The organism is Vreelandella olivaria (assembly GCF_023507745.1).
Lineage (GTDB): Bacteria > Pseudomonadota > Gammaproteobacteria > Pseudomonadales > Halomonadaceae > Vreelandella > Vreelandella olivaria_A.
The window spans coordinates 20374-45216 of sequence record NZ_JALPZO010000020.1; the positions used below are offsets into that span (position 1 = coordinate 20374).

A 24843-nucleotide genomic window follows, 5' to 3' on the forward strand; every position below is an offset into this window, starting at 1 on the left:
TTTCCTCCGTTTAAACCTGGGTTCGCGCACGCATCCATAGCGCCTCAGCGGCGTGCTGGGCATCAGCTAATAATGCGGGGGTATCGGCTAAACAGAGTTCACCACCCTCAACCACCACCTGGCCGTTACATACCACTATCTCGACATCCCGCCCTTGGGCAGTATGCACCAGGTTACCTAGCGCATTGATCAGCGGCACCAAGTGGGGGCGACGGAAATCAAATACCACCAGATCAGCGCGTTTGCCGGGAGTAAGAGAGCCCAGTTCCGCCTCAAGACCCAATGCCTTGGCGCCGCTCAGTGTGGCCATTTCCAATACGTGATGTGGCTGCCAGGTATCATTAATCTCGCTCTCCTGGACCCGGCCCATAATCAGTGCCCAGCGCATCACCTCCACCATATCGCCGTGCATGTTGTCGGTGCCTAATGCCAGATTGGCGCCCGCGGCGCGCAAGCGTGTGGTGGGTGCAATACGTCCCCCTGTCGCATTACCACGGGGGATATGGGCAATGTTGGTACCGGTGCGGCCAATGCGTTCAATATCGCTGTCGGTAACATACATACAGTGAGCAGCAGTAAAGCGTGGCCCGAGCAGCCCAACGTCCTCCAGCAATTCGCTAGGGGTCATGCCATCACGCTCAAAGACTCGCCGATTCTCTTTAATGCTTTGGGAGAGGTGACCATTAACGTGAATATCCAGCGCATCACGGGTATTGGCGACTTTGGTTAATAAGGCACGGGAGCAGGTATCAGGTGCATGGGCGGCAAGCTCCACGCCCAAACGGCCATCCATCTTGCCCTGCCAACGCTCGTAAAGCGTGATGGCTTCATTCAGCGTACGTTCGCCAATCGCATCGCGATGCTCCCAGACCCCTTCATGCACGCGGCTAAAATCCACATCGTGAATGCGGCCACAGGCAATCACCCGCATGCCTAATTCGCCCATGGCGGGAAGCGTCAAGTCGGCATGCACATAGCTATCGTTAATTAGCGTGGAGCCAAACAGCAGCGCTTCGGCGGCACCAAGCCGAGCCAGGGCAACCGCCTCCTCTTCACTCACTTCGTGGCCGTGGGGCACGCCGGGGGTATAGGCGGGCGCAAATCCCATATCTTCAGCCACACCCCGCACCATACTCAGAACGGTGTGGGTATGCACATTGATAAATCCGGGGGTTATCACACGACCGGCTAAGTTCAAGGAACGACGCGCAGGCGGTAGCGGGCGTGACGGATCGTTTGGCCCCACCTCAATTAAGCGGCCCTGATGAATCACGATACGGGCGTTGGCTATTTCCCCTAGCTGCCTATCCACCGTCAGCACGCGGGCGCCATAGATAACCAAATCAGCAGGATGTTGCACATCGAAGGCTGGCGTCATGATCTGCTCCAGTGTCATTTAATAGCCAAGAGCGCGTGGTAGCGCGGTGACGAGCGATGGAACAAAAATACACAGACCAAGCACAGCAAACTGAAAGGCCACAAATGGTAGTGACTCTTTCACAAGCTGCATCATGGGGACCTTGGTGATGCCACTTATAACGAAATAGAGTACCCCCACTGGTGGTGTCATCATGCCGACAACCAGGTTGTACATGAACAGAAAGCCGAAATAGAGCGGGTCAATGCCATAGGTGAGCGCAACAGGGGCAAACAGCGGCACCAGCATGATGTAAGCGGCGTTTGATTCAATCAGCATGCCCACCACGACCAGCAGCGCCATGGTCAGCAAAATGAACATCATCGGGTCGCTGGTCAGCCCCTGAATGAAAGAGGACAGCATCATCGGCACCATCTCGATGGTGAAGATGAACGTCAGTACAGAGGCGAAAGCAATCAGCGCGCCCACCATGGCCGAGGTAACCGCGGCTCGATAGAGGCAGCCCGGCAAGTCGGCAAGCTTTAATCGACGGGTGACCACAAAGCCGATCAGCGCTGAATACACCACGGCGATGGCAGCCCCTTCCGTGGCGGTAAAGATACCGCCGACAATACCGCCCACCACAATCACCGGCATCATGATAATGACCATGGCGCGCCGTCCCTGGTGAAGCACATTGACCAGGTTTAAGCGCTCTCCGGTCAGGGGATAACCACGTTTCCAGGAGATCCAGCTGGCAATCACCATAAAGCCGATAGCCAGTAGAATACCGGGCAGAATACCGGCAATAAAAAGCCCCCCTACCGATACTGAAGAGCCCGCCATCAGCGCATATACGATCATGGCATTGCTAGGTGGGATTACCGGCCCCAGATTCGCCGCCGATGCAATAACAGCGCCTGAGTATGCATCAGGATAGTACTTGCGCAGCGAGGGAACCAAGGTGCTGCCCATGGCGCTGGCACTTGCAACCGCGGCACCACTAACGGAGGCAAAAATAGTTCCGGAGGTAATCGTTACATGGGCCAAACCGCCGTGCATTCGTCCCACCAGGCTATTCGCGAAGGCGATCAGACGATCCATAATACCTGCCCGCACCATCAACTCACCGGCCAGCATAAAGAGCGGAATCGCCATTAAAGGGAAGCTATTGACCGCGTGCATCATGCGCTGTGGCATGACTACCAGTTCAAAATCGAGCATCCACAGGCCGGCTAGCGAGCCAAAACCAAGCGCAAATGCCAACGGCATACCGAAAAAAGCCAGCCCCAGGAACAAGCCAATTGCCATCCACGTCATGCCAGCCCCTCCCATGTACGCGGTCCACCCCATGCCAGCAGTGCCAAGTGTAAAAAGGCGTGGGCGCCGCAAATCAGTACAGCGATGTAGTAGACGGCAGAGGTCATAGGTAGTGTCGGCATCAGCTCAGGCCAGCGATCGACTGTCGCGACCCATGCGCCGATCATCACCATCAGCATCAGAAGCGTGGAAACTCCTGCCATCAGACGAAACAGAATCTCCTTCAACCAAACGGGCATCATCATGACAAACAGATCAATGCCAACATGTACCCCGTGTTTCACACCATGGGGAATAGCCAAAAAAATCGCCCACACAAAACACAAGCGCGAGAGTTCATCGGCAGCATCAATAGAGGAGCCAAGCACATAGCGCCAGAACACCTGAAGCGCGACGATGGTCACCATTAGTGCCATGACAGCAACAATGCCCCAGTAGGTAACGACGTCCAAACGCTCAACGACCCATTTCGCACGCTGAAAAACAGCGCCTGAATGCGGAGGCTCAGGCCCCCGCTTGGTCAAATCTTGAGTTGGTGCAGAAGTGTTTGTCATGGACGGTCTCACAGTGCTGCTTCAGCTTCCTGGATAACCAGCTCAATAAACGCAGGGTCCACACGCTCTTTGAGGCTGGTGGTCACTTCCCGCGTCGCATCACGCAACTCAGCTCGTAACTCGGCCGAAATTGGCGTGAACTCCATACCTGCCGCCACCAACTGCTCGCGCCACTCTTCCTCTTCCGCCGCGGCGGCTTCACGTTGCCAGATCATTGCATCTGCCATGGCGGTATCGATGATGGCGCGATGCTCTTCTGAAAGGCGCTCATAACTGCGTTTATTGGCCACCGCATTGATAAAGTCATAGAAGTGGCCACTATCCGACAAGTACTCCTGAACTTCATTGAAGCGGCGGCTGGCGATGATGTTGTAGGGGTTTTCCTGACCATCCAGGACACCTTGCTGCAGCGCTGAATAAAGCTCTGATACATCCATGGAAACCGGATTGGCACCTAGTGCCCGGAACGTCTGCAAGTGCACTTCGTTAGGTTGCAGGCGAATACGCATGCCCGCAAAATCCTCAACCGACGTAATTGGGCGCAGGCTATTGGTGACATGACGGAAGCCCAGTTCACCGTAACCAAGGTTCACAAACCCTAACGTGTCCATTTTGGCATCCAACTGCTCGCCAACGGGTCCATCCATAACGGCAAATGCCTGTTCACGGTTATCAAACAGAAAGGGTAGGCTCACCGCTTCATACTCGGGTATAGAGCGTGTGAAATAGGCAATCGAGGTGAATACCGCAAAAATCGTCCCGGAACGCACCTGGTCAACGTTCTCGGTCGCACCGCCTAACTGCATCGCAGGAAACAGATCGATTTGCAGCTCGCCATCCGACTCCCGCTCCACCTGCTCCTTGAACACTTCCATGGCACGGGAAACAGAGTGGTCGGCAGGAAAATTGCCCGCCACACGCAGCCGCTCAGCCGCCTGCAGTGTTGATGAAAACAGTGTCGTAGCCACCAGCAGGGACGCCAGCGTTAAAACAGTTGCTTTAGAGATCATGGGGGAGACTCCAGCAGTTTTATGAAGTAACCATCGCCTGCGGAAACGGGCGAATACTCAAAGGGAAATAGCAAGCCCCATGCCATGGATGTCAAAACTGTTAAAAAAATCTTCGTAAAATCACCACAACGCAATGATTTATAATAGAATTAAAAAAAGTACATAAAATATATATAAATCTTGTGTATAACATTGCATACAATCAATGAGACAAAATAAGCCGTTTATTTAGCACCAAAATAGCCCTCGCTGCACTAACAGAGTGCACAGCGGCTGGGCTCACAACGTTTTTCAAGTAGCACTACTGACTCTCTTCACCTTGCGGCATACTGGACTCAGTTTTTGACAGGATATGATGACCATGGATGCATCTCTGACTACTAAACCCGCCATTGAGCAGATCGCTGAGCGGATTACCGATGCCATCATGGAGCATCGGCTACCGCCTGGGGTAAAACTAGGGGAAGACCGCCTCGCCCAGACCTTTAATGTCAGCCGTACCAAGGTTCGGCAAGCGCTTACCTCGCTCTCCAAAGAAGGGTTGGTCACTCTGCATCCCAACCGGGGTGCCTATGTGACCCGCCCTACCCGCCAGGAAGCACTGGATCTCATGGAAACCAGACGCTTGATTGAGCCGGAAATCATCCGTCAGGTGATCGCCCGTGCAACGCCTGCTGACCTGGATAAACTCAAAGCGCATTTAGAGGAGGAGGATCGCGCCAGGGAGGAGGGTAACCGCCGTCTGATCATCAGCTTAACCGGCAGGTTTCACATGCTGCTGGCAGAGCTTGGCGGCAATATGTTTATCCAGAAATTAATGTCCGAGCTATGTCCGCTCACCTGTTTGATCATTGCCCTTTACGATGCCCCGCAAATGCCTGCCTGCCCTGAGGATGAGCATGCACGCATTGTGGAGGCCATCGTCAATAAAGATATCGAAGGTGCCATTCACCTGATGCTCCATCACCTGAATCACATCCAGGATGCCCTGCACCTTGGGGACCCTGAAGCCCGGGACATTCATTGGGAAACCCTGTTTGGCTGATCTCTTGGAACATTATTGGCATCAAGGGTTGGCGTCGGGCGAGTGGTAACGGTGCCAGTGTCTGGCAATATCACTGCGCCGTGCCACCCAAACTCGCTTGTGGTTCGCCACATGGTCAAGAAAACGCTCCAGCGCCTGCGCCCTACCCGGCCGACCTGCCAGGCGGCAGTGCAGGCCTACCGACATCATCCGCGGCTGGTGCTCCCCTTCCCGATAGAGCGCATCAAAGGTATCCACCATATAGTCGAGCCACTGCCGTGACGTATTAAATCCAGGCGCCTCGGCATAGCGCATATCGTTGGTATCAAACGCATAGGGTAATACGAGATGGGTGCCCTCTGGGTGCTTCACCCAGTAAGGCAAATCATCATTATAGGCATCCGAATCATATAGGAAGCCGCCCTCGGCAATGATTAACCGCCGGGTCATCTCACTAATGCGACCGGTATACCACCCCAGCGGGCGCTGCCCGGTTAACCGGGTTAGCGTGGCAATCGTGCGCCGGATATCATCCACCTCCTGCTCGGGAGTGATCTCTTTATAGTCGATCCAGCGCCAGCCGTGAGCGGCGATTTCGTGACCATCGTGCACCAGCCGCCTTGCCACCTCTGGCAGTCGTTCCATTGCCTGGGCAACCGCGAATATCGTAAGAGGTAAGCCACGCCGCTTGAAGAGCTCCAACAGCCTCCAGACCCCAACCCGACTGCCATATTCGTAATGGGATTCCATATTAAGATTACGGCGGTTAAGCCAGGGCTGGCATCGCATGTCACTATTCAGGCTTTCCGCACGGCTGTCGCCATCCAGCAGGTGCGATTCTGCGCCTTCTTCTACATTTAGTACGATGGATAGGGCGATGCGGGCATTACCCGGCCAGTTAGCCTGGGGCGGCCGCTCACCATAGCCTTGCAGATCAAGCAGACGCTCCGCCATATCAAGATGAATCGCCGATGGCATAAGGGCCTCTTTCGGTTAATGGCTTCGACACACAAGGGGGCCACTGATGGTGAAACCCGCCTGCTTCCAGTTGCATGGCCGCCTGCAGGAGCAGATGTTCTTTACCCGGCTTAGCGACCAGTTGAATGCCCACGGGAGGCTCCCCAGGTTCACGCGGCACTGGCAAACAAACCGTGGGAAACCCCACCAACGAAACCAGAAATGTGCATGCCAGGTAATCGATGATCGACTCACAGGCGTGCCCATCTATCTCCCATACATCATCTTGTGTATTTGGAAACGGCATCACACTGGTTGCCGGTAGCACAAGCAGGTCAACCTGTGAAAAGAATGCCTGAAAGCGGCGGTACAGCGTTGTACGGGTGTTTTCAGCGTGTAGATACTGTGATGCGCTGATGCTCTCCCCCTGCCGTACGTTCCAGGCAAAAGAAGCAGAGAGATGCTGCTCCTGAGCGTTGACCAGCGCACCAAAGGTCGCCCATGACTCAGCGGCTCGCAGTGTCTTGAACGCGGCCACTCCCTCTGACACATCCGGATGCCGCCACTCTACACGTCCAAGCAGCATGGCGACCCGCTCCACCGCCTCGGAGAAAGCCGTGCCTATTGGGTTGGCGACGTGATATGCCCCTCCAAGCGTCAAGGATGCAGCAACCCGCACCACGCCTGAAGCACCCAAGGCCCCGGTGCTAGCCTCTATTTGCGAATACGCGTCCGTCATGGTGCGCGATGAACTGGGATCATCCGCATGGGGACCCTGCATCACGCTCATCATTAGCGCAGCATCCCGCACGTTGCGCGCCAGTACGCCCTGAGTGGACAGCATGCTCCACCCACGAGGGCGGCATGGCTCGGCGATAGTGCCAGGGGTTGGCCGCAGTCCCACGCAACCGCAAAAGGCGGCAGGCGTTCGTACTGAGCCTCCAAAGTCAGTGCCTTGCGCCAAAGGCACCATGCCGGTAGCCACCGCAACGGCTGAACCACCACTTGACCCTCCAGAGCTGAGGGCCAGATCCCATGGGTTGGCGGTCGGACCACAGAGGTGATTGGTGCAAACAGCGCCGAAAGCAAATTCCGGCGTGTTGGTCTTACCCAGTACAATGGCACCCGCCGCCTTTAGCCGCGCTACGGACAGCTCATCCCGCTCAGGCCGGTTGTACGCAAACAAACGTGAGCCTTTGGTGGTGGGCAGGCCGACAGCGTCGGTCACATCTTTGACAGCTACCGGTAGCCCATGTAAAGCACCCAGAGTGTGGCCCGCACGCTGTTCTCGATCACGCGCTTCGGCAGCGGCTCGGGCGCCTTCTGCATCCACGCAGATAAATGCCTGCAGCGAATCATTCAGCGCGGCAATGCGCTCTAGTGAGGCTTCCACAAGTGCCAGGGATGTTATGCGGCCCTCCGCCAGTTGGCCGCGCAACTCACTCGCTGGCTGGTGCAGCATGTCGTTCAGCGCGTCTTTCACGATCAGCCCCTTATAGCAACCGGTAAGGCAGCCACGTTACAATGCCTGGGAACGCGATAATCAGTGCTGTGGCAAACAGCAAAACAGCGACAAACGGAATAATGCCCCAGTAAACATCGATAACCGAACCTGAACGACGCACACCCTGTACCACAAAAAGGTTCATGCCAATGGGCGGTGTGATCAGCGCCAGTTCCATCATCAAGACCAGAAAGATCCCAAACCACACCGGGTCGATCCCCATGAACATCACGATAGGAAACACGATGGGGATGGTGCCGACCATCATGGATAGCGTTTCAATAAAGCACCCCAGAATGAGGTAAAACACCACCAGCACTAGTAAAAAGCCCAGCACACTCAATTCCATGGACGCCACGAAGCTCGTTAGTGCCTGGGGAACGCCAAGTACCCCAACAACAAACTTCAGAAAAAAGGCCGCTACGATAATCAGCAGAATCATCGCCGTTGTGCGTACGGTAGAGAGAAACGCCTCATGGAGCATCGTGACACTCAACGCACGATTCCAGACCGCCAATCCAAGGGCCATTAACACACCCAGCGCTGCCGCTTCGGTTGGAGTCGCCCAGCCCAGATAGATACTCCCCATTACCACCCCGAATACCAATAGTGGGGGAATGAGATGTTTTAGACTGGTCAATTTAACCTTTAAGGAGGCCTTCTCCTGAATGGTTCCGGCCAGGTTGGGAAACAGCGTGCAGATGATGGCAATAGCCAGCATGAATAGCGTAACGAGCAGCAAGCCAGGCACCAATCCTGCGGCAAACAGTCGCCCAACGGAGGTGCCGGTCAGCGCTCCATAAATAATCAGGTTCACACTGGGGGGAATCAAAATCCCCAAAGTGGCCCCGGCCGCAATCGACCCCAGTACCAGACGTTCATTAAACCCCCGCTCTTTAAACTCAGGCAGCGCGACGGTCGCGATGGTGGCTGCAGTCGCGACCGATGACCCGGAAACCGCTGCAAACAAACCGCTTGCACCAATATTGGTATGCAGTAGCCCGCCGGGCAAACGGCCCAACAGCACCGATAACCCGGTATACATCCGTTGAGTGACGCCGCAGCGCAGTAGCAGCTCACCCAGCAGAATAAAGAGCGGTATAGCGGTTAACAGAAAATCGTTCATGACTGCCCAAAGTTGAGTACCAAAGGTCCCCAACATGGCAGGCGACAAATAAACCAGGGTGCCAAGCGCACTCGCCAGAAAAATAGCGACGGCCACATGCACGCCAAGAATCATCAGCCCCAGCATAATGGCAAAGCCAATCAGGGCACCGGTAATGTCGATCATAGTCGGTCCCCTTTGCCGTCAGACTGACTCTCCAGTTGGCTTTCAGCCTCTGCCAGGCTCTTCTCAACCTCATCTTGTAAAGAGGGAGGACCATAGCAATCATTGAGCGTCTGGTAGTTAGCTCTTACCAGTAACCACAGGCTATGTATCAGCATGGCAGTGGCAACGAATGCAAAAAGCGCCACACCCAACATCCACAATCCCTGGGGAATCCATAAAGGGGTTTGCAGTGGCGTGCTGGCACGACTTCCATAGGCAATGCTCGATTGCCATGTGCCCCATACCTGCAGCAACATAAACACGGTAAAGCCCGCCAATAACAGTATCGCCACCCCATTCAGGCACGCCTGAATGGCTACGGGGAAACGACTGAGCCCAAGCTCTATACGCGTGTGCATCCGATGCATCAGCGCGGCAGAAAAGCCAACAGCAGACGTGATCGCCAAAATATAGCCTCCGAGTTCATCCACTCCCTGAACCGAGTGGCCCAGTAACCGGCGAGCCAAGATCTCGTAACCAATTAACAAACAGAGCCCGAGGCAGGCATAGCCACACATAATGGCGGCGCTGTTGACCAGCCGCTCCAGCCCCGGAAAGAACCTGATTGATCGCATCAGCAACGTCTCCTTATAGACGTCGGACGGGCACTCAATACCCGTCCGGCTGGGATTATCACTCGATGGCTAAACCACGGGCTTCACCGATGGTGCTATTCCAGAGTGCAGAACACTCTGAGTAGTTGGCATTACACGTTTCGGACCAGGTGGGTAGTATGACTTCGGACACCGCTGCATTAAGCAGCTCCACATCCTCTGCACTGGGCTCCACCAGGGTCATATCGAAACGGTTGTAGTCTTCACAGCTGTCACTACCGGTCGAGCAATTCACCGCATCCTGGGTGAGCGTTCTGGCCATATCCCAGTACTGACTTTCCAGGTCCGCATACGCCTCAGCGATGGCTTCCTGCGCCTCTGTCGACATGGCGTTCCAGGTATCCAGGTTCATCATGTGTGCCTGCACCGACCAGCTCACGCCAAGCGTCAATAAGGAGTCAGTGACTTCCGGCCAGTTACCGGTATTACCCGAGGTGGGTGATGTCACCCCACACTCCGCGACACCACGCTGTAAAGCGGGATAGACCTCCGCAAACTGTAGCGTGATGGGGGTCGCACCCAAATATTCCAGCAGGGCAGACATGCTGGGGGTAAAGGAACGGACACGCTTGCCGCGCAAATCAGCCAGGCTTGCGACATCACCAGAGCAGAAAAACACCTGAGGACCAAATGGCCATAGCCCCATGACACGAGCATTAAAGCGATCAGCCACTCGGTCGCTAAACACGTCACGATAGGCGTCAACAGTGGTTTGCAACGTGTCGATATCCGGCGACACGCCTATCAGATCAAGGCCTTCGAGGAAGGGGTCATCACGCGATGCAGAGCCAATCGTCGTTTCGACAACATCGAAACTACCGCTACTGACCATGCGCATGGTGTCTTGCATATTGACACCTACTACATCCAGCGGATTGAAGTTGACCCGGATGTCCAGCCCCGTTCGCTCACCAAGGGTAGCGTAGAAATCACGCTCCAGCGCTGTGTGGTGTTGATGGGTAGAAACGATGCCAATCGCATTCAAACTGAACTGCTCGGCGTAGAGAGAGCTTGACGACAGTGCTGCAATGGAGAAACCAACAGCCAGAGCCAGATGACGTTTTCTCATGACGATCCCCTTCAGGTTTTAACGTATGACTGCATGCGCTGGCGGGAAGAGACTCCCCTGCCCATCGCGGTGGATACAAGGAAGTTATTCAAGAAATGCCAAGGCTCTGACAGGCGATGCCGAGCCTCCTTTGATACGCAGAGGAATACCCTGAAAGGTAAATTCACCTTTACCGATCAGCGCCTCAAGGTTCCAAAGCCACTCGTAGTGCACCATGCCCAGGTCACGACAGACCCGATGGTTCTCAAAGATATTTTCATCCACACGGTCGGTGGAGGGTCCCTCCACGCCATGCACCATTGAGCCCCTCTCATATAGCCAGAAAGTCGCATCCGCAGTGACTTGGGCATTGTTCGTACAGATTGTGTCGTTAGGCCAATGACGGGCATTTAAGCCGGTACACATCAAAACGATATGCCCATCCACCTTTACCCCGGCTTGCTGTTCGGCCGCCTCCAATGCATCCCGGGTGATATCGCCTCTATCGCCTACGTGACGTAAATCCAGGCATACCGCCTTGCCCATAAACATTTCCACAGGCATTTCGTCGATGGTGGCGCCTTCAGGATTGTTGTGTGACAGCGCATCAACATGGGTACCGGTGTGGTCCAGCATCCCCATGTAAAAGGTCGTGAATGTTAATAGGTCGTCCGGCGTCCCCTGCTGGAATTTTTTGGAGGCTTCATGGGTGGTATGCGGGATCACAACAGGACGCGCGAGGCGGCCCAAGGCGGGCAAACCATCCTGAAGTGGCAGGGTAAGATCAATAATGCTGGACATGTAAATACCTTGGCTAATTCAACGACTGAGATTCAGTGGTAGAGATAGCCAGCTATCAGCACTTTCCATGCCAACCATATTAAAGATATCAAAAAAACAAAAAACACTTTAAATTTCAAAATATTATAATAACACAGCCGCAACAGTAAAAACTTACATGCAATATTGCATACAATTTATTTTAAAATAAATTGCACAATTATTGTGCCAGTTAAGCGAAAGCGCTCCTGTTTTGTGCATAAAATCAGGCAGACATAGCCAGGATGAAGAGGAGCGCGCCGACTCTAATGAAGAGGGATAACCGAAGGAGAGGTAAGACTTGAAAAGCCCCCTGTAAGACAGACACTGCCCTACAGGGGGAAAGCTTAGCGGTTCATCGCCTGGGGTAGATACAACGCTATTTCGGGGAAAATATGCATCAGCGCAATGGCCAGCATCATAAGCAGGAAGAACGGCAAGGTAGCTTTGGTAATGGTCAGAATATCCTTACCGGTTAACCCTTGAATAACAAACAGGTTGAAGCCTACCGGAGGGGTAATCTGCGACATCTCCACCACAACGACGAGGTAGATACCGAACCAGATCAGATCAAAACCAGCGGCGCTCACCACCGGCATGATAATCGCAGTCACCAGCAGTATCAGCGAGATACCGTCCAGAAAGCAGCCCATTAACAATAGCAGTAACGTTAAGGTAACCAGTAGCATGGTGGGCGACAGCCCCATTTCACCAATCGCCCTGGCCAATTGCATGGGTACCTGGGTAAATCCCATCGCGGAGGTTAAAAACGAGGCACCCGCAATAATAAAGGCGATCATGCAGGCAGTACGTATTGCGGCAAACAGTGACGCCTTAAACATGCCAAGGGTAAAGCCACCGCTCCAGCGTGCAATCAGAATGGAGAGCACAACCCCCACCGCCGCTGCTTCCGTTGGCGACGCCAGGCCACCATAAATCGACACGATAATGCCGCCCATCAGCAACAAAATCGGCACCAATGCCAGGGTATTACGCAGTTTTTCGACGAATCCCATGCTCGATTCATCGACACCGGTCAACCCTTCCCGATTCCCTTTGAATAACGCCCATAGCACCAGATAGGTCATAAACAGCGCCAGGATCATCAATCCTGGCCCGATACCCGCCATAAACAGGCGCGAGATGGACTGCTCCGTTACCACACCGTAAACAATCAATACGATAGAGGGCGGAATCAGCAACCCCAGCGTCGATGCACTGGCCAGCGTACCAATCGCCATATGGCTGTCATAACCACGGCGCTCAAGTTCTGGCAGGGTCATTTTGCCTACGGTTGCACAGGTGGCTGCTGAGGAGCCACACACAGCAGCAAACATGCCGCTCCCAATAATATTGGTATGTAGTAAACGTCCAGGCAGGCGGTTTAACCATGGAGAGAGACCACGAAACATGTTGTCTGCAAGCCCGGAGCGAAACAAAATCTCGCCCATCCAGATAAACATCGGCAACGCCGTTAAGTCCCAGCCGTAGCTAGCCCCCCAGAAATCCGAAGCCAAAATCGGTCCAGGGGAAAAGGGGCTAAAAAACTCCAGTGCAATCCATGCGGTACCAATGAGTGCGAAGGCGATCCATACCCCGCTGCCCAACAGGAGCAATAACGTAAATATCGTAACCAAACTGAGTAGTAACACGGAGGTTCTCCAGAATAGAAGGCTTAGGCTCAGTGCATTTCACTGTCATCAGTCGCCGTCACCTCTCGAAAACTTGAGGGATCACGGGCGGCGATACGCAGCGCTATGAACAAGGCTTCAGAAAGCGCCAAGCACAGCAATCCTACGCTGGTGGCCAGAACGGTCTGCGGAATCCACAACGGGATGGAAAGAAACCCCGACGATACATCGTTATAGTGCAGGCTTTCCCTTGCCAACTCGATTAAGCCGTATCCCAATAACAGGCTAATGGCCAATGCGATGATCAAGCCAAAAACCTCAAACCATACGCGTATAGCCGACGGCAGCCGTGAAATAAGCAGTGTCACCCGGATATGTGCGTGATGCACAAAGGTGTAGGCCAAACCAAGAAACGTTGCGCCAACCAGGAGATATGAGGCCATCTCAGACACGCCAGTAATACTGATACCCAAGCGGCGCATCCCAACCAAAATAAGCAGTGCATCAATCAATCGAAAAGAGACCTGCAGTGCGATGAGCGTACAAATAGCGATCATGCACGCCGCTGCCCCCCAAGCACCAAGGCGGTAGAGTTTGTCGAATTTAAACGTCATGTTCGCAGTCTCGCAGAGCGCGTGGGTGGAAGAGGCGACAGCACGGCCGCCCCTTAAACGTCACGAAAGGGCTTAGTTGTTGAGCTGTTCGCGGTAGTTTTCGATCGCTGCTAGCGCTTCTTCATCAGCACGGGATTGCCAGTCAGCGAACAATTCATCACCTGCTGCCTGCAAGGCAGCTGCAACAGCTTCGTTAGGTTGGGAAACAGTAATACCATGCTCTTCCAGTGCTGCCATGCTGGTATCATTGTTCTCGCGGCTCATCTCCCAGCCACGCTCTTCAGCACGTGCAGCAGCCTCCATTAATGCCTCTTGAGTCGCTTCGTCCAAACGGTCAAAGCTACGCTGGCTGATGAAGACAATGTTCTTCGGCAGCCACAGGTTGGCATCGGTGTAGTCAGAGACGTAATCCCAGGCGGCCATTGAGTTCCCGGTAGAGCTGGAGGTAATCATGGCATCCACACGGCCAGTGCTGAAGGCAGTGGGGATATCGGACTCTTCGGTTTCCGTCGGATTCCCTCCCAGGTTACTGACAAAGCGCTGGGTATTGATATTGGGTGCACGTACACGTAGCCCTTCGAACTGCTCCGCTTCGGTGAGAGGCTCTGCGGTATAAATACCCTGAGCAGGCCAGGCGATCGCATATAACGGAATCAGTCCTTCGTAGGCAAATAGCTCCGTGATCATCGGCTTTGTCGCTTCCCACAATGCAAAGGCATCATCGTAGCTGCCAGCGACGCCCGGCAGGGTATCAACCTCGAAAATCGGATCATCATTGGAGAGAATAGACAGGAACACTTCGCCAGCATCAATCGTACCGCGACGCACTGACGGTTTAATTTCACCATGAGATACCAATGAACCACCGCTATGCACGGTAATGGTCAACTCACCGTTGGTAGCCTCGGCAACATCCTGGGCAAACTGCCTGTTGTTTTGAGTGTGGAAGCTGGCATCGCCGTAAGGAGTTGCCATCGTCCATTCAGCAGCGTGTGCTGTTGCAGCGGCAGCAAGGCTACAGGCAGTCGCAAGAAGTAATGGAGTCATAATACGTGTACGCATTGAGAAAACCCTCTTATTCATAGTAATGGAGGTGTTGCTTGGGGGGTGGAAAAAGCAGCATTGGGCTGTACCCAACGCCCGGTGAAATGGGTAGCTGTCATTTCAGCGAGTCGTGCATTGGCATAGTGTGAAGCACACTCCTGGGCAAGGCGCCCCACACTGCGGCAAAAACGGGGGTGATTGGCGCTGCGCCAAATCACATCATAGTGCATTGGCGGTAACGGCTCCGGTAATGCCAGGCGGCATAGGTCACCACGCCGCCACTCCTCCAGCACGGTCGCCACCGGTAGCGCGCCAATGCCCAGTCCTTCTATCGTCATACGCACAATGGTCATCAACGTACTGACGCTATGAATACGTGGTTGTTTTACGCCCTGACCTGCCAAATAGCGCAACAGTTCTTCGTACGGGCGCGCCTGCTTGCCAAAGGAGATAAACGGCAGTGTCCGGCACCAGGCATCACCACTTTCCTTTAGCATTTCCATATGCCGGGGCGCCACAAACATGCCCATTTCGTAGGGGCTAAGTGCGCCGTCCTCAATTTGCTCTGGGGATAAGTAACCATTCATCGCCAGCAAAATATCCAGCTCATTACTCATCAGCCGTTCATTCAGCACCGGTGAGTAGTCAACGGTCAGTTCAATAATCAATCTTGGATAGCGCTCGGTCAGTCGCTGCATAAAGACCGGAAACCAGCTATGGGCAATGGTTTCAATGGTCCCGAGTCTCAGTGGTGCAGAAAATGCCTCTTTGCTATCGAAAAGCTTTAAGGCTTCATCGCGCTGGTGCAGCATGCGTTCGGCATGCAGAAAAAACTCCCTACCGCGCATGGTGGGCTGAATAGGACGTGCCGAACGTTCCAGCAGTAACTCACCTACCGTTGTTTCCAAGCGTGATATGCGTTCAGACACAGATGGCTGTGTGATATGCAAGCGCACAGCAGCCTTGCGGAAGGAGCCCAGCTGCACTGCCCACACAAAGGCTTCGAGTTCCTTAAAATCGAGCATAATGTTTGCCTAACCAGCGTTTGCAGTGGCATTAACGAGGATGTCGGATAGGCGCCGGTAACACGGCCTGTCCTGCCGATCCATGACGCAATGTCCCACCTTTTTGGGCAGCGGCATTGCGTAGTAATGCAATTTTAAGGCCAGCATACTGCTGTTGGTGTGAATACGCGTAGAAAAATAACCTCCACACCGCTCACTTCCCCGGGCAGGCTGTACCATGGCATGGCTGGCGACCACATGATGCGCTCCTCTGAAATCGCTCACTCATTGCCGTTTGTTATTTACAACGGTTCTATGACAGATCATGGCTGGCGTGGGCGTTTCTTTTGTAATCTTTTATCGAGTCGTTTTATTAGTTGATAATCGTATCGACCTACAGGGTCAACTATTTTTCCACTTAATAACAGCATGATAGGAAGCGCCGATACTAAATATCGCTAAAAACGATTGGAACTTAACGAGCCAGCTCAATATATTGGTTTTACGCCAATAATTAAGTAATCGCGCTAACCAGTTTCATTATTCATCTCCAACAATGATTAACACTGCTTTTTTAACTACCCGCGTTACCCAAAAAGATGTGAATCACAAATAAATCTCAAACACCCAGGAGACGTTATGGCAATTCCGCTGCTTAACTGCGATATGGGCGAAAGTTTCGGTAACTGGTCAATCGGCCTGGACGCCGACGTTATGCCCTACGTTGACTGTGCCAACATTGCTTGCGGCTATCACGCCTCCGACCCCCACGTTATGCGCCGTACTGTCGCCCTCGCCGCCAGACACGGGGTGCGCATTGGCGCACATCCTGGGTACCCGGACCTAATGGGCTTTGGCCGCCGCTCCATGGCCTGCTCACCTGGCGAAGTGGAAGACATGGTGCTGTATCAGGTAGGTGCGCTTGCCGGCATCTGCCAGGCAGAGGGCACCGCACTTAGCTACATCAAACCTCACGGTGCAATGTATAACGATATGGCAGCCAATCTCGACCTTTTAGAGGGGGCCATGCGCGCTGTGCGTGCTTACGATGCCACGCTTCCCCTCATGGTGATGGCCACAGCAGATCCCGAGCCTCACCGCGCACTAGCGAAAAAACTGGGGGTAACCATCTGGTTTGAAACGTTTGCCGACCGTGCCTACGAAGCCAATGGCCACCTCGCCTCTCGCCGCTTACCCGGCGCTGTTCACCATGATCAGGCCACCATAGTCGCCCAGGCTGTCGCATTGGCCAAAGGCGAGCCACTGACAGCCCTTGATGGCACTACGCTTAACCTGCCTTGCGATACCCTTTGCGTACATGGTGACAACCCCGAATCCGTGGCTGCCGTGCGCGCTATTCGTGATGCATTTTCGTCGTTGGAGTCAGTGTGAAACTGTGCTTGGAAACCGCAGCGATGGATGCACTCACGGTGCGGCTGTTCGATGAGATCAATGAGTCGAACATGGCATGGATCATCGCCGCCGACCATGCCTTACGAGATGCCTTTGGTGAGGCGTTGATCGACCTGATTCCTTCATACACAACGCTACTGGTGCATTACGATTGCCAGGTACTATCCTTTGCCCAGGCCACCTCGTTGACACGTAAGGCCCTGCTTCATCTGGAGCCTACCGCTATACAAAACAGCCAGTTACACGAAATTCCTGTTTGGTACGATGAAAGTGTCGGGCCGGAGCTGCCGTTGGTCGCCAAGCGGGCAGGGCTTAGCGTGGAGCAGCTTATTAAGCAACACGGTAGCCACGACTACTGCGTTTTCGCGCTAGGGTTTGCTCCTGGCTACGGTTTTATGGGGCTGGTGGATGAAGCCATCGCCACCCCCCGGTTAAAAACCCCCCGGCGCCGCGTCGCGGCAGGCAGTGTAGGCATTGCTGACCGGCAAACCGCCATCTACCCCCTGCTATCTCCCGGCGGTTGGAATATTCTGGGCCGCACGGCGGTGCCACTTTTTGAGTATGCCAAACGGGGAGCCCCCCTGTTCCGCCCTGGTGATAAAGTCCGCTTTAAAGCCATCTCCAAGGCCGAGTTTACAGCAGTTGGGGGAGATACGACGCCGATAGAGGAGCGCCCATGAGCCAGCCTACCCTTACCGTCAAGCAGGCAGGGCCATTGGCGTTGATTCAGGATGCGGGGCGTTTCGGTGTTGGTCATCTGGGCATTACCCAGGGCGGTGCTGCCGACTGGATCTCGTACCGCTGGGCCAATTGGCTACTGGGAAACCCGCTGGAGTGTGCCGCCCTTGAAATCGTCATGGGCGGCAACCTGACCCTGGAGGCCAACGCGGAGGTTCGCTTGGCGCTGGCCGGTGCTGATTTGGCGGCAACCATTAACGACCAACCACTGATGCCCAATGTCAGTTTCAAACTGCAGCCCGGCCAGCAGTTGATGTTTCGCCAGCCACGCAAAGGCTTGCGCGCCTATTTGGCGTTCTCAGGTGGTTTAAACGCCCCCAACGTACTGGGCAGCCACTCCTGCACCGCTCGTGAACAAATTGGCGGCCTTCATGAAGATGGCAAACCACTAAAAACCGGCGACCAGTTAACCTGGAAAGGGGCAGCAGCCACACCCCGCACACTGCCAAAAGGCCTGGAACCTGCCATGCCGGAACCGCAGTGCGAGCTCACCATGGTGCTCGGTTCGCAGGTTGCCCACTTTGCCGGGAGCAGCCTCTATGACGCCTTCAATCAAACCTGGAAGGTAGATAACCGCGCTGACCGTATGGGCATCCGCTTAACCGGGCAGCCACTGCGCAGCTCTCTTGGCGGCATCATCTCTGAAGGCATCCCCTTGGGGGCGGTACAGATCCCTCCAGATGGACAACCCATTATTCTGATGAATGACCGTCAAACCATTGGCGGCTACCCGCGTTTAGGGGCATTAACCCCCATGGCCTGCGCAAAACTGGCCCAATGCCTTCCTGGCGCGGAGGTACGTTTACGCTCGATCAGCGCGACTCAGGCACAAGAGCAGTACCAAAACCAATTGGCAGCATGGCGTTAGCAATTGCATACCAGACTGATCGTCACCACCAGGGGAGCGTCAGCCTATTCTCTCCTGTCTAAGCAATCAAGACCAGTCCACCCAGAATCGAGAATACGAGGACGGCAAGCCTCAGCCGCGCCGCCGGAACATGGGAGTGGGCATAACGCGACAGAAAGCTGCCCAGAACCACCGCCGGCATCAACAGGGCAGCCGCGATAAGGTGATCGCGGCCGACCCTGCCACCAAGCGCCAGCACGACCAGCGAGAAAACTTCTCCGATCAGAAAACAAGCCGCGACGGTCGCGCGCAGGCGCGGACCGGGAGCGTGCTGATAGAGAAGTGCAAGCGGCGGGCCGCCGATTCCGGTCGCGGTCTCGCTGATGCCAGTGAATAGGCCGACACCCGCGGCCGATGACCGGCGTGGCATAAATGGCTGCGCGAAAAGGGCAACCAGTGCGGCAAGAATAGTAAAAAGCCCAACGGTGATTTCCATCTGCCGCACACTCAGCGCCAGCAATAAGGCTAGGCCCGCGAAGGTGCCCAGAAACCGGCCAAGCGTGATCCATCCGGTACCGCGCCAATCGATAGCCGTGTGCTCGCGCCACGCCACATGGGCATTGAGCGGCAACATCAGGACAAGCAGCGTGACCGGCAGATAGGTTGGGTCGACCATCGCGAATACCGGCGCGACAATCAGAGCAAAGCCGATCCCGACCGTGCCCTGCACCAACGCGGCCACCACTACCACCACCCACAGCAACCCCAGAAGCGATAGTGTCACGACCGCCCCGCAAGTACGCTGTCCGCTGTAGGGTGAATACGGGTGATCGGCGCAGCGGCAATCGCCGGGGCAGCAAGCTCACGTATTTCACGCATCAGTTCACGGGCATCCCAATCAACCGGCCAGCCGTGCAACAGACGCAGTCTGCCATTGGTGAACACTGCGTCGATCTGCTCACGGTTGCCATAACGCACCAGCTCCCATGTCAGATCATGTGAAGGCGTGAACTCGGGCCGCTCAAGGTCCACCAGTAGGAAATCGGCAGCCAACCCCGGTGCAATCCGTCCGGTCACGGCGCCAAGGCCCGAGGCATCGGCGGCCATCCGTGTGGCCGCCTCCAGCCACAGCCAGCCACCGCCGCAGGAACTGTCGCCCGAGGCAAGGCCATAAGCCGCGCGCTGAAGCGATTCCGCAGCATCCATCAGCCGGAACCCGTCGGCGCGCGTACCATCGGTACCCAGGCCGAAACGGATACCGAGCGCCTGCAACTGCAAGGCAGGTGCAATGGCATTACCCTTCCAGACCGAGGCAATGGGGTTATAGGCCACGGCGGTGTCGCTGTCCTTCAACAGGTTTATCTCATGCGGGGTGATCAGTGTCGAATGGGCAATCAGCGCCTGTGGTCCCAACGCACCAATCTGGGCCAGATGCTCCAGTGGGCGGCGGCTTTTAGCGACCAGCGAGCGTTCCACCGCAACCAAATGTTCATTCACATGAGTTTGGAAGGTCACGCCCGCCTCCGCCGCCATGGCCGAGATACGCTTGAGCATCCAGTCCGAGCCCACTTCAGGGATCGAGATCGCCAGTGACGGGTGAACCAGCCGGTCACCCACGAAGGCAGCCAGATGCGCTTCTGCGATCCGGATGATCTCATCGCGCTCGGGGCGCAAGGCCGCGCCGCCCAGGTCATTGCAGATCTGGCCCACGACAAGGCGCAGCCCGGTTTCACGCGCCGCCTCGACCAGACTACCGATATGCCCGGCTGAGCGCGTGCCCGCATCCACCGCGGCGGTAAAGCCGCCGCGCAGGCATTCAAGCGCGGCGAGTTTTGACGACAGATAGACCATATGCTCGTCGAGGCTGCCTTCCAGCGGCACCCAGATGCGGCGAAAGATCTCGGAAGGTTCCCCGAAAACCAGCGATTTGCCAAGCGATTGGGTCAGATGCGTATGCGTGTCGATGAAGCCTGGCATCACCAGATGCTCTGGCAATTGCACCAATGTTGCATCCGGGTGACGCCATGCCAATGCCTCGGGATCGCCGATCTCGGCGAAGAGCCCGTCGCGCACAAGAACCGCCCTGCCTGGCTGGGGACCGTTATCCAGAAGTAAATAACCGGGGGCAAGTATCAGCGGGCCGTCGGCCTCAAAGGCTTTGCGAAGATCAATCATAAGGGCTCCGGCGATATTCGGAAGTCGGAGTGATGGGCCGGGAGCATACGTTAGTCAAGATCGACCGCCTCAGGTGCAACCGCGCTGAGGGGCGCAGGGTCAAAGAAGGATTTGACCGCCTCAAGCGTCGGCGCCTCTCCCCGGACCACTCCTTGCGATAGAATCCATTCGGTCTCACCATGCAGAAGCTCAGCCAGGTCGGAGCCCAATCGCACATCGAAAACGCTGTCAGCCCACAGATCCGCCAAAACCTCGGGCGTGACGATGCCCTGCATGGCGGCGGCGGTAGCGTCCATCGCTGCTGTTGGGTCAGCCGCGACATCCGCATTCGCCCGAACCAGCGCGCCGAGGAAGCCTTCCATTACGGCGGATTTTTCCTCGCTCATGCCGGAGTTCACAGCCAGCACATAGTGGGTTTGATATCCGGGTGCTCGCCACTCCTGATAGCTATCACCAAGTGTCGCGGCGGCGGGGCCGTAATAGGTGGGAAAGGGAACGATCACATCCACATCTCCACGGGCCAGCGCCGCCACCAGGTCAGATGCCGCGGCATTGACGATTTCGGCCTCGACATTCTCAGATGCCAGCACGTTCGAGAGGTAGAAATCGGTATTGGTGCCAATAGATGTACCGACCCGCTTACCTTCCAGATCCGCGGCCGAGGCCAGCGGCTCATCTTTGCTAATGATGCGCATGCCCTGATAGCGGGTCAGGTCGGCGATGATAGCAAACGGCTGTCCGGTCAGAATGCCGGTAGCAGCAGGAAATTCGGCCATAAAAGCCACATCCACCTGCCCACCCAACAGTGCCTCGAACGCCTCACGCCCCGAAACGAAGGGCACAATCTGCACATTGAGACCGGCATCCTCGAAATAGCCATTGGCCATTGCAACATCGACCTGCGGGGTCGAGGGGTTGGGATTCCAGCCAAACACGATGTCCTGCGCCATAACCGGCAGTGGGATCAGGACCGCAGCGGCGGCGAAAGCTTTCAGAATACGCATGGTGAACCTCATTTAGTGGGAGGGATGAAGAAGCGCGATGATCTCATCGCGGGTTTCCAGCAGATGAATATTGTCGCGGTTGAGCTTGCGCGGGCGCGGCTCGGTTAGCGGATAGTGCTTGATGATCCGTCCCGGCCCCGAGGACATCAGTTGGATATCGTCAGTCAGAATCAGCGCCTCATCCACGTCATGGGTGACGAACAGCACTGTCGCCTTATGTTTTTCCCAGATCCCCAGCAGCAGGTCGTGCATCACCAGCCGGGTTTGTGCATCCAGCGCGCCGAAGGGCTCATCCATCAGCATGACCTGCGGCCCGAAGGCGAAGGTGCGGGCGATGGCGACGCGCTGCTTCATTCCACCTGAAAGCTCTTGCGGGTATTTCTGGGCATGTTTTTCCAACCCTACCTCGGCGATGGCAGCACGGGCGCGGTCGATCTCTTCGGATTTCGACAGTTTCAGCCGCTTTAGCCCGAACCGCACGTTATCGAGTGCGGTGAACCAGGGAAACAGTGCATATTGCTGAAAGATGACACCGACCTTATCCGAGGGGCCGTTGATTGGCGTACCGTCGATGGTAATACGACCGGTGGTAGCCGGCACGAAGCCCGCGACCGCATTCATTAACGTTGACTTCCCGCAGCCCGACGGGCCAATCAGGGCGGTAAAGCTGCCCGGCGCCAGTTCCAGCGAGGTAGGCTCCAACGCGACCATCGAACCGCCTCGCACGTCAAAGGTGATGGACAGGTCATCTATACAGACATGGCCCTGGGTTACTTGCTGTGTCATGGCGATCACCCCTGCTGCCAGTGGACTAGGCGCTGGCCGATGCGCTGGACGATCACATCCGTCACCGCACCTAGAATGCCCAGAATAATGAGAAGCGAGAACATACGGTCGGTGCGGATATATTGCCGCGCCTCTTGCAAGCGATAGCCAATCCCTGACGAGGCCCCCGAAAGCTCTGCCGCAACCAGGCTGAGAAAGGCCAATGCGACGCCCAGTCGAATCCCGGCAAGGATATAGGGTGCGGCAGCGGGAATAATCACCGTCAGGAACTCGCGCACCCGCGACACGCCAAGCGAACGCGAGGCGCGCAGATAGATATCGGGAACGTACTGCATTCCGTGGTGGGTGTTGAACCAGACGGTCAGGAACACGGTATAGCTGATAACGAAATACTTTGATCCTTCGCCGATGCCGAACCAAACAATAGCCAGCGGAACCAGCGCAATGGCGGGGATCGGGCGCAGCAGCGTCAGCGCAGGGGCCAGCAGCACCTGCATCAGCACCAGACGTCCGGTCAGCAGCCCGACTAGAACGCCAAGGCTGGTGCCGATCGCAAAACCGATCACCGCCCGTGACAGCGATGCCCTGAGGTCGAGCGCCAACGTGCCGTTCCGGGCCATCTCGACTGTCGCGGACCAGACGGAAGCGGGCGAAGGCAGGATTGCCTGCGGCACGATGTTCAGCGCCGAGAAAAGCGTCCAGATCAGAAGGACAAAAAGGATCGAGACAACGGCACCCGACTGGCGCGCAACACGCCACAGAAAGTGGGGTGACTGGGCCATCATAATCTCCTCACTGGCCAAGCCATTATTTTTCTTTCTGCAGTTCGTTGCGCCGACATGCGCTCACATGCCATAGCCTCGGCGGTCAGAATGGACGTCAATTGTTTGTCTGTCATCAGTCATTACCCTTGAGAATGATCCCGTTAGATTGCCTCAGTCTGTGACCAACACTTCCCCTGTAAAGCGGCGTCACAAGCAACGGCCTTATCTTATGCACCTCATACCGTACTGGTCTATAACCAATTTTCGATACCACTGTTGCCAAAAATGCTACAGTTAAACGCCTATATGCTTAACCAGCCACACGGGGGCCACCACAGATGTCATTAATTCTGTTGTCTTTACGCTATTTCGAAGAGGTGGCCCGTCACGGGTCACTTCGCAAGGCGGCTGACCACCTTCATGTCGCTGCATCGGCGGTCAACCGACAGATACTGAAGTTGGAAGATGAGTTGGGGGTACCTCTTTTCGAACGCATGCCACGCGGCATGAGGCTCTCTCCCGCAGGTGAAATCATTCTCTACCAGGTGCGCCAGTGGCAGCGCGATGAGCGTCAATTGCAGGGGTATCTTGGGGATATAAGAGGGGCTGGCAGTGCAGAAATCCGCATTGCCACCATTGAGTCGATGACTGACCGGGTACTTCCGGAAGTTCTACAGCGCTTTGGTCAACGTTTTCCGAGGGTACGCTTCGTCATCAGTACAGGGGTCACCGCTACCATTCTGGAGCAGGTTATAACGGGAGAGTCAGATATCGGGATTTGCATGAATGCCACACACACACGCAAAGTAAGATTCGTCGAGAAAGTTAACCTGTCCTTTGGCGCAGTGGTTGCGCCAAACCACCCTCTCGCTCAAAAACCATCTCTTAAACTGCGGGACTGTACGCCGTTCCCGCTGATTCGGCCTGATACCGAGATGTTTGCCGGCTCCACACTGCAAAGGTTGCTGAACACTACCGACCTGCAATTTTCCACCCTGGCGCATTGCAACCGTATCCTTTCCATCAAGTCCCTGGCTCGCTCTGGGCTGGGCGTTGCATTTTTAACGCGCCTGGACATTGCCAGAGAAATTGAACAACAGGAACTCGCCTTTAACGTATTGGCCGACCATCGCCAAGTTAAGTCTCATCTAGCACTGTGCGTCGCTGCTGATCGCCCATTACCCATGGCCACAACGGTGATTCTGGAGCAGATCCGTCAAGCTATTACTGCTGTCGAAGACGGTCCCACAAACTGACCTTCACTGACTTGCTAAGCGCGCAAGACA

General features: G+C 55.5%; 24 protein-coding genes. 5 read left to right on the forward strand and 19 right to left on the reverse strand.

From position 1 onward, the window contains the following. Positions 1-10: 10 nt before the first annotated feature. Genes HP566_RS01580 through HP566_RS01595 form a run of 4 tightly spaced genes read right to left on the reverse strand, consistent with a single transcriptional unit; the run spans position 11 to position 4241 of the window. Entirely contained in the window at positions 11-1378 is a 1368-nt protein-coding gene (locus HP566_RS01580; protein WP_249975504.1) for an amidohydrolase family protein, read from the reverse strand. Positions 1379-1396: 18 nt separating this feature from the next. Next, complete coding sequence (locus HP566_RS01585) at positions 1397-2677, reverse strand: TRAP transporter large permease (RefSeq protein ID WP_249975505.1); 1281 nt, start codon at positions 2675-2677, stop codon at positions 1397-1399. Then, the gene (locus tag HP566_RS01590) at positions 2674-3231 is read right to left on the reverse strand and encodes a TRAP transporter small permease (RefSeq protein ID WP_249975506.1); all 558 of its coding nucleotides are present in this window, start codon (positions 3229-3231) and stop codon (positions 2674-2676) included. Before HP566_RS01590 ends, HP566_RS01585 begins: the two co-directional genes overlap by 4 nt. Positions 3232-3239: 8 nt before the next feature. Then, positions 3240-4241 carry a TRAP transporter substrate-binding protein gene (locus HP566_RS01595; protein WP_249975507.1) on the reverse strand — a complete coding sequence of 334 codons (1002 nt, stop codon included), beginning with the start codon at positions 4239-4241 and terminating at the stop codon, positions 3240-3242. A gap of 361 nt (positions 4242-4602) precedes the next feature. Here HP566_RS01595 and HP566_RS01600 point away from each other — a divergent pair, with 361 nt between their 5' ends. Beyond that, on the forward strand, positions 4603-5286 hold the full coding sequence (locus HP566_RS01600) for a GntR family transcriptional regulator (protein ID WP_249975508.1): 684 nt from the start codon (positions 4603-4605) through the stop codon (positions 5284-5286). Positions 5287-5307: 21 nt separating this feature from the next. On the opposite strand, the gene puuE is transcribed toward HP566_RS01600, so the two are convergent. From puuE to HP566_RS01650, 10 genes are all read right to left on the reverse strand, one after another. Next, entirely contained in the window at positions 5308-6243 is a 936-nt protein-coding gene (puuE, locus tag HP566_RS01605; RefSeq protein WP_249975509.1) for an allantoinase PuuE, read from the reverse strand. Further along, positions 6221-7705: an amidase gene (locus HP566_RS01610; RefSeq protein WP_249975510.1), complete on the reverse strand. Its 1485-nt coding sequence runs from the start codon at positions 7703-7705 to the stop codon at positions 6221-6223. The genes puuE and HP566_RS01610 overlap by 23 nt, the downstream gene beginning before the upstream one ends. Positions 7706-7715: 10 nt before the next feature. Next, the gene (locus HP566_RS01615; RefSeq protein ID WP_249975511.1) at positions 7716-9017 is read right to left on the reverse strand and encodes a TRAP transporter large permease; all 1302 of its coding nucleotides are present in this window, start codon (positions 9015-9017) and stop codon (positions 7716-7718) included. Next, a complete protein-coding gene (locus tag HP566_RS01620; protein WP_249975512.1) occupies positions 9014-9631 on the reverse strand; it encodes a TRAP transporter small permease subunit in 618 nt (205 codons plus the stop codon). The genes HP566_RS01615 and HP566_RS01620 overlap by 4 nt, the downstream gene beginning before the upstream one ends. A gap of 58 nt (positions 9632-9689) precedes the next feature. Further along, complete coding sequence (locus tag HP566_RS01625; protein ID WP_249975513.1) at positions 9690-10739, reverse strand: TRAP transporter substrate-binding protein; 1050 nt, start codon at positions 10737-10739, stop codon at positions 9690-9692. Between the two features lie 84 nt (positions 10740-10823). Beyond that, positions 10824-11519: a cyclase family protein gene (locus HP566_RS01630; protein WP_249975514.1), complete on the reverse strand. Its 696-nt coding sequence runs from the start codon at positions 11517-11519 to the stop codon at positions 10824-10826. Positions 11520-11884: 365 nt separating this feature from the next. Continuing rightward, positions 11885-13189, reverse strand: a complete 1305-nt coding sequence (locus HP566_RS01635; RefSeq protein WP_249975515.1) for a TRAP transporter large permease — start codon at positions 13187-13189, stop codon at positions 11885-11887. A 29-nt stretch (positions 13190-13218) separates the two neighbouring features. Then, on the reverse strand, positions 13219-13782 hold the full coding sequence (locus HP566_RS01640; protein WP_249975516.1) for a TRAP transporter small permease: 564 nt from the start codon (positions 13780-13782) through the stop codon (positions 13219-13221). A gap of 72 nt (positions 13783-13854) precedes the next feature. Then, a complete protein-coding gene (locus HP566_RS01645; RefSeq protein ID WP_249975517.1) occupies positions 13855-14844 on the reverse strand; it encodes a TRAP transporter substrate-binding protein in 990 nt (329 codons plus the stop codon). Positions 14845-14861: 17 nt separating this feature from the next. Continuing rightward, positions 14862-15851 (reverse strand): LysR family transcriptional regulator, encoded by a 990-nt coding sequence (locus tag HP566_RS01650; protein ID WP_249975518.1) that lies wholly within the window; start codon positions 15849-15851, stop codon positions 14862-14864. Between the two features lie 618 nt (positions 15852-16469). On the opposite strand from HP566_RS01650, the gene HP566_RS01655 reads away from it, so the two are divergent. From HP566_RS01655 to HP566_RS01665, 3 genes are read left to right on the forward strand one after another with little or no spacing between them, the layout of a single operon-like run. Continuing rightward, positions 16470-17222, forward strand: coding sequence for a 5-oxoprolinase subunit PxpA (locus HP566_RS01655; RefSeq protein ID WP_249975519.1), 753 nt, complete (start codon positions 16470-16472; stop codon positions 17220-17222). Further along, positions 17219-17923 carry a 5-oxoprolinase subunit PxpB gene (gene pxpB, locus HP566_RS01660; protein ID WP_249975520.1) on the forward strand — a complete coding sequence of 235 codons (705 nt, stop codon included), beginning with the start codon at positions 17219-17221 and terminating at the stop codon, positions 17921-17923. The genes HP566_RS01655 and pxpB overlap by 4 nt, the downstream gene beginning before the upstream one ends. Beyond that, positions 17920-18849: a biotin-dependent carboxyltransferase family protein gene (locus HP566_RS01665; protein ID WP_249975521.1), complete on the forward strand. Its 930-nt coding sequence runs from the start codon at positions 17920-17922 to the stop codon at positions 18847-18849. Before pxpB ends, HP566_RS01665 begins: the two co-directional genes overlap by 4 nt. A 58-nt stretch (positions 18850-18907) precedes the next feature. On the opposite strand, the gene HP566_RS01670 is transcribed toward HP566_RS01665, so the two are convergent. The 5 genes from HP566_RS01670 to HP566_RS01690 are packed head-to-tail and all read right to left on the reverse strand — an operon-like array spanning position 18908 to position 23575. After that, positions 18908-19612 carry a sulfite exporter TauE/SafE family protein gene (locus HP566_RS01670; protein ID WP_249975522.1) on the reverse strand — a complete coding sequence of 235 codons (705 nt, stop codon included), beginning with the start codon at positions 19610-19612 and terminating at the stop codon, positions 18908-18910. After that, positions 19609-21003: an amidohydrolase family protein gene (locus HP566_RS01675; protein WP_249975523.1), complete on the reverse strand. Its 1395-nt coding sequence runs from the start codon at positions 21001-21003 to the stop codon at positions 19609-19611. The genes HP566_RS01670 and HP566_RS01675 overlap by 4 nt, the downstream gene beginning before the upstream one ends. Positions 21004-21053: 50 nt before the next feature. Further along, positions 21054-22007, reverse strand: coding sequence for an ABC transporter substrate-binding protein (locus tag HP566_RS01680; RefSeq protein WP_249975524.1), 954 nt, complete (start codon positions 22005-22007; stop codon positions 21054-21056). A gap of 12 nt (positions 22008-22019) precedes the next feature. Next, positions 22020-22793, reverse strand: coding sequence for an ABC transporter ATP-binding protein (locus tag HP566_RS01685; protein WP_249975525.1), 774 nt, complete (start codon positions 22791-22793; stop codon positions 22020-22022). 5 nt (positions 22794-22798) lie between these two features. Beyond that, complete coding sequence (locus tag HP566_RS01690; RefSeq protein ID WP_249975526.1) at positions 22799-23575, reverse strand: ABC transporter permease; 777 nt, start codon at positions 23573-23575, stop codon at positions 22799-22801. Positions 23576-23895: 320 nt separating this feature from the next. On the opposite strand from HP566_RS01690, the gene HP566_RS01695 reads away from it, so the two are divergent. Next, positions 23896-24813 carry a LysR family transcriptional regulator gene (locus HP566_RS01695; RefSeq protein WP_249975527.1) on the forward strand — a complete coding sequence of 306 codons (918 nt, stop codon included), beginning with the start codon at positions 23896-23898 and terminating at the stop codon, positions 24811-24813. Positions 24814-24843: the final 30 nt, after the last annotated feature.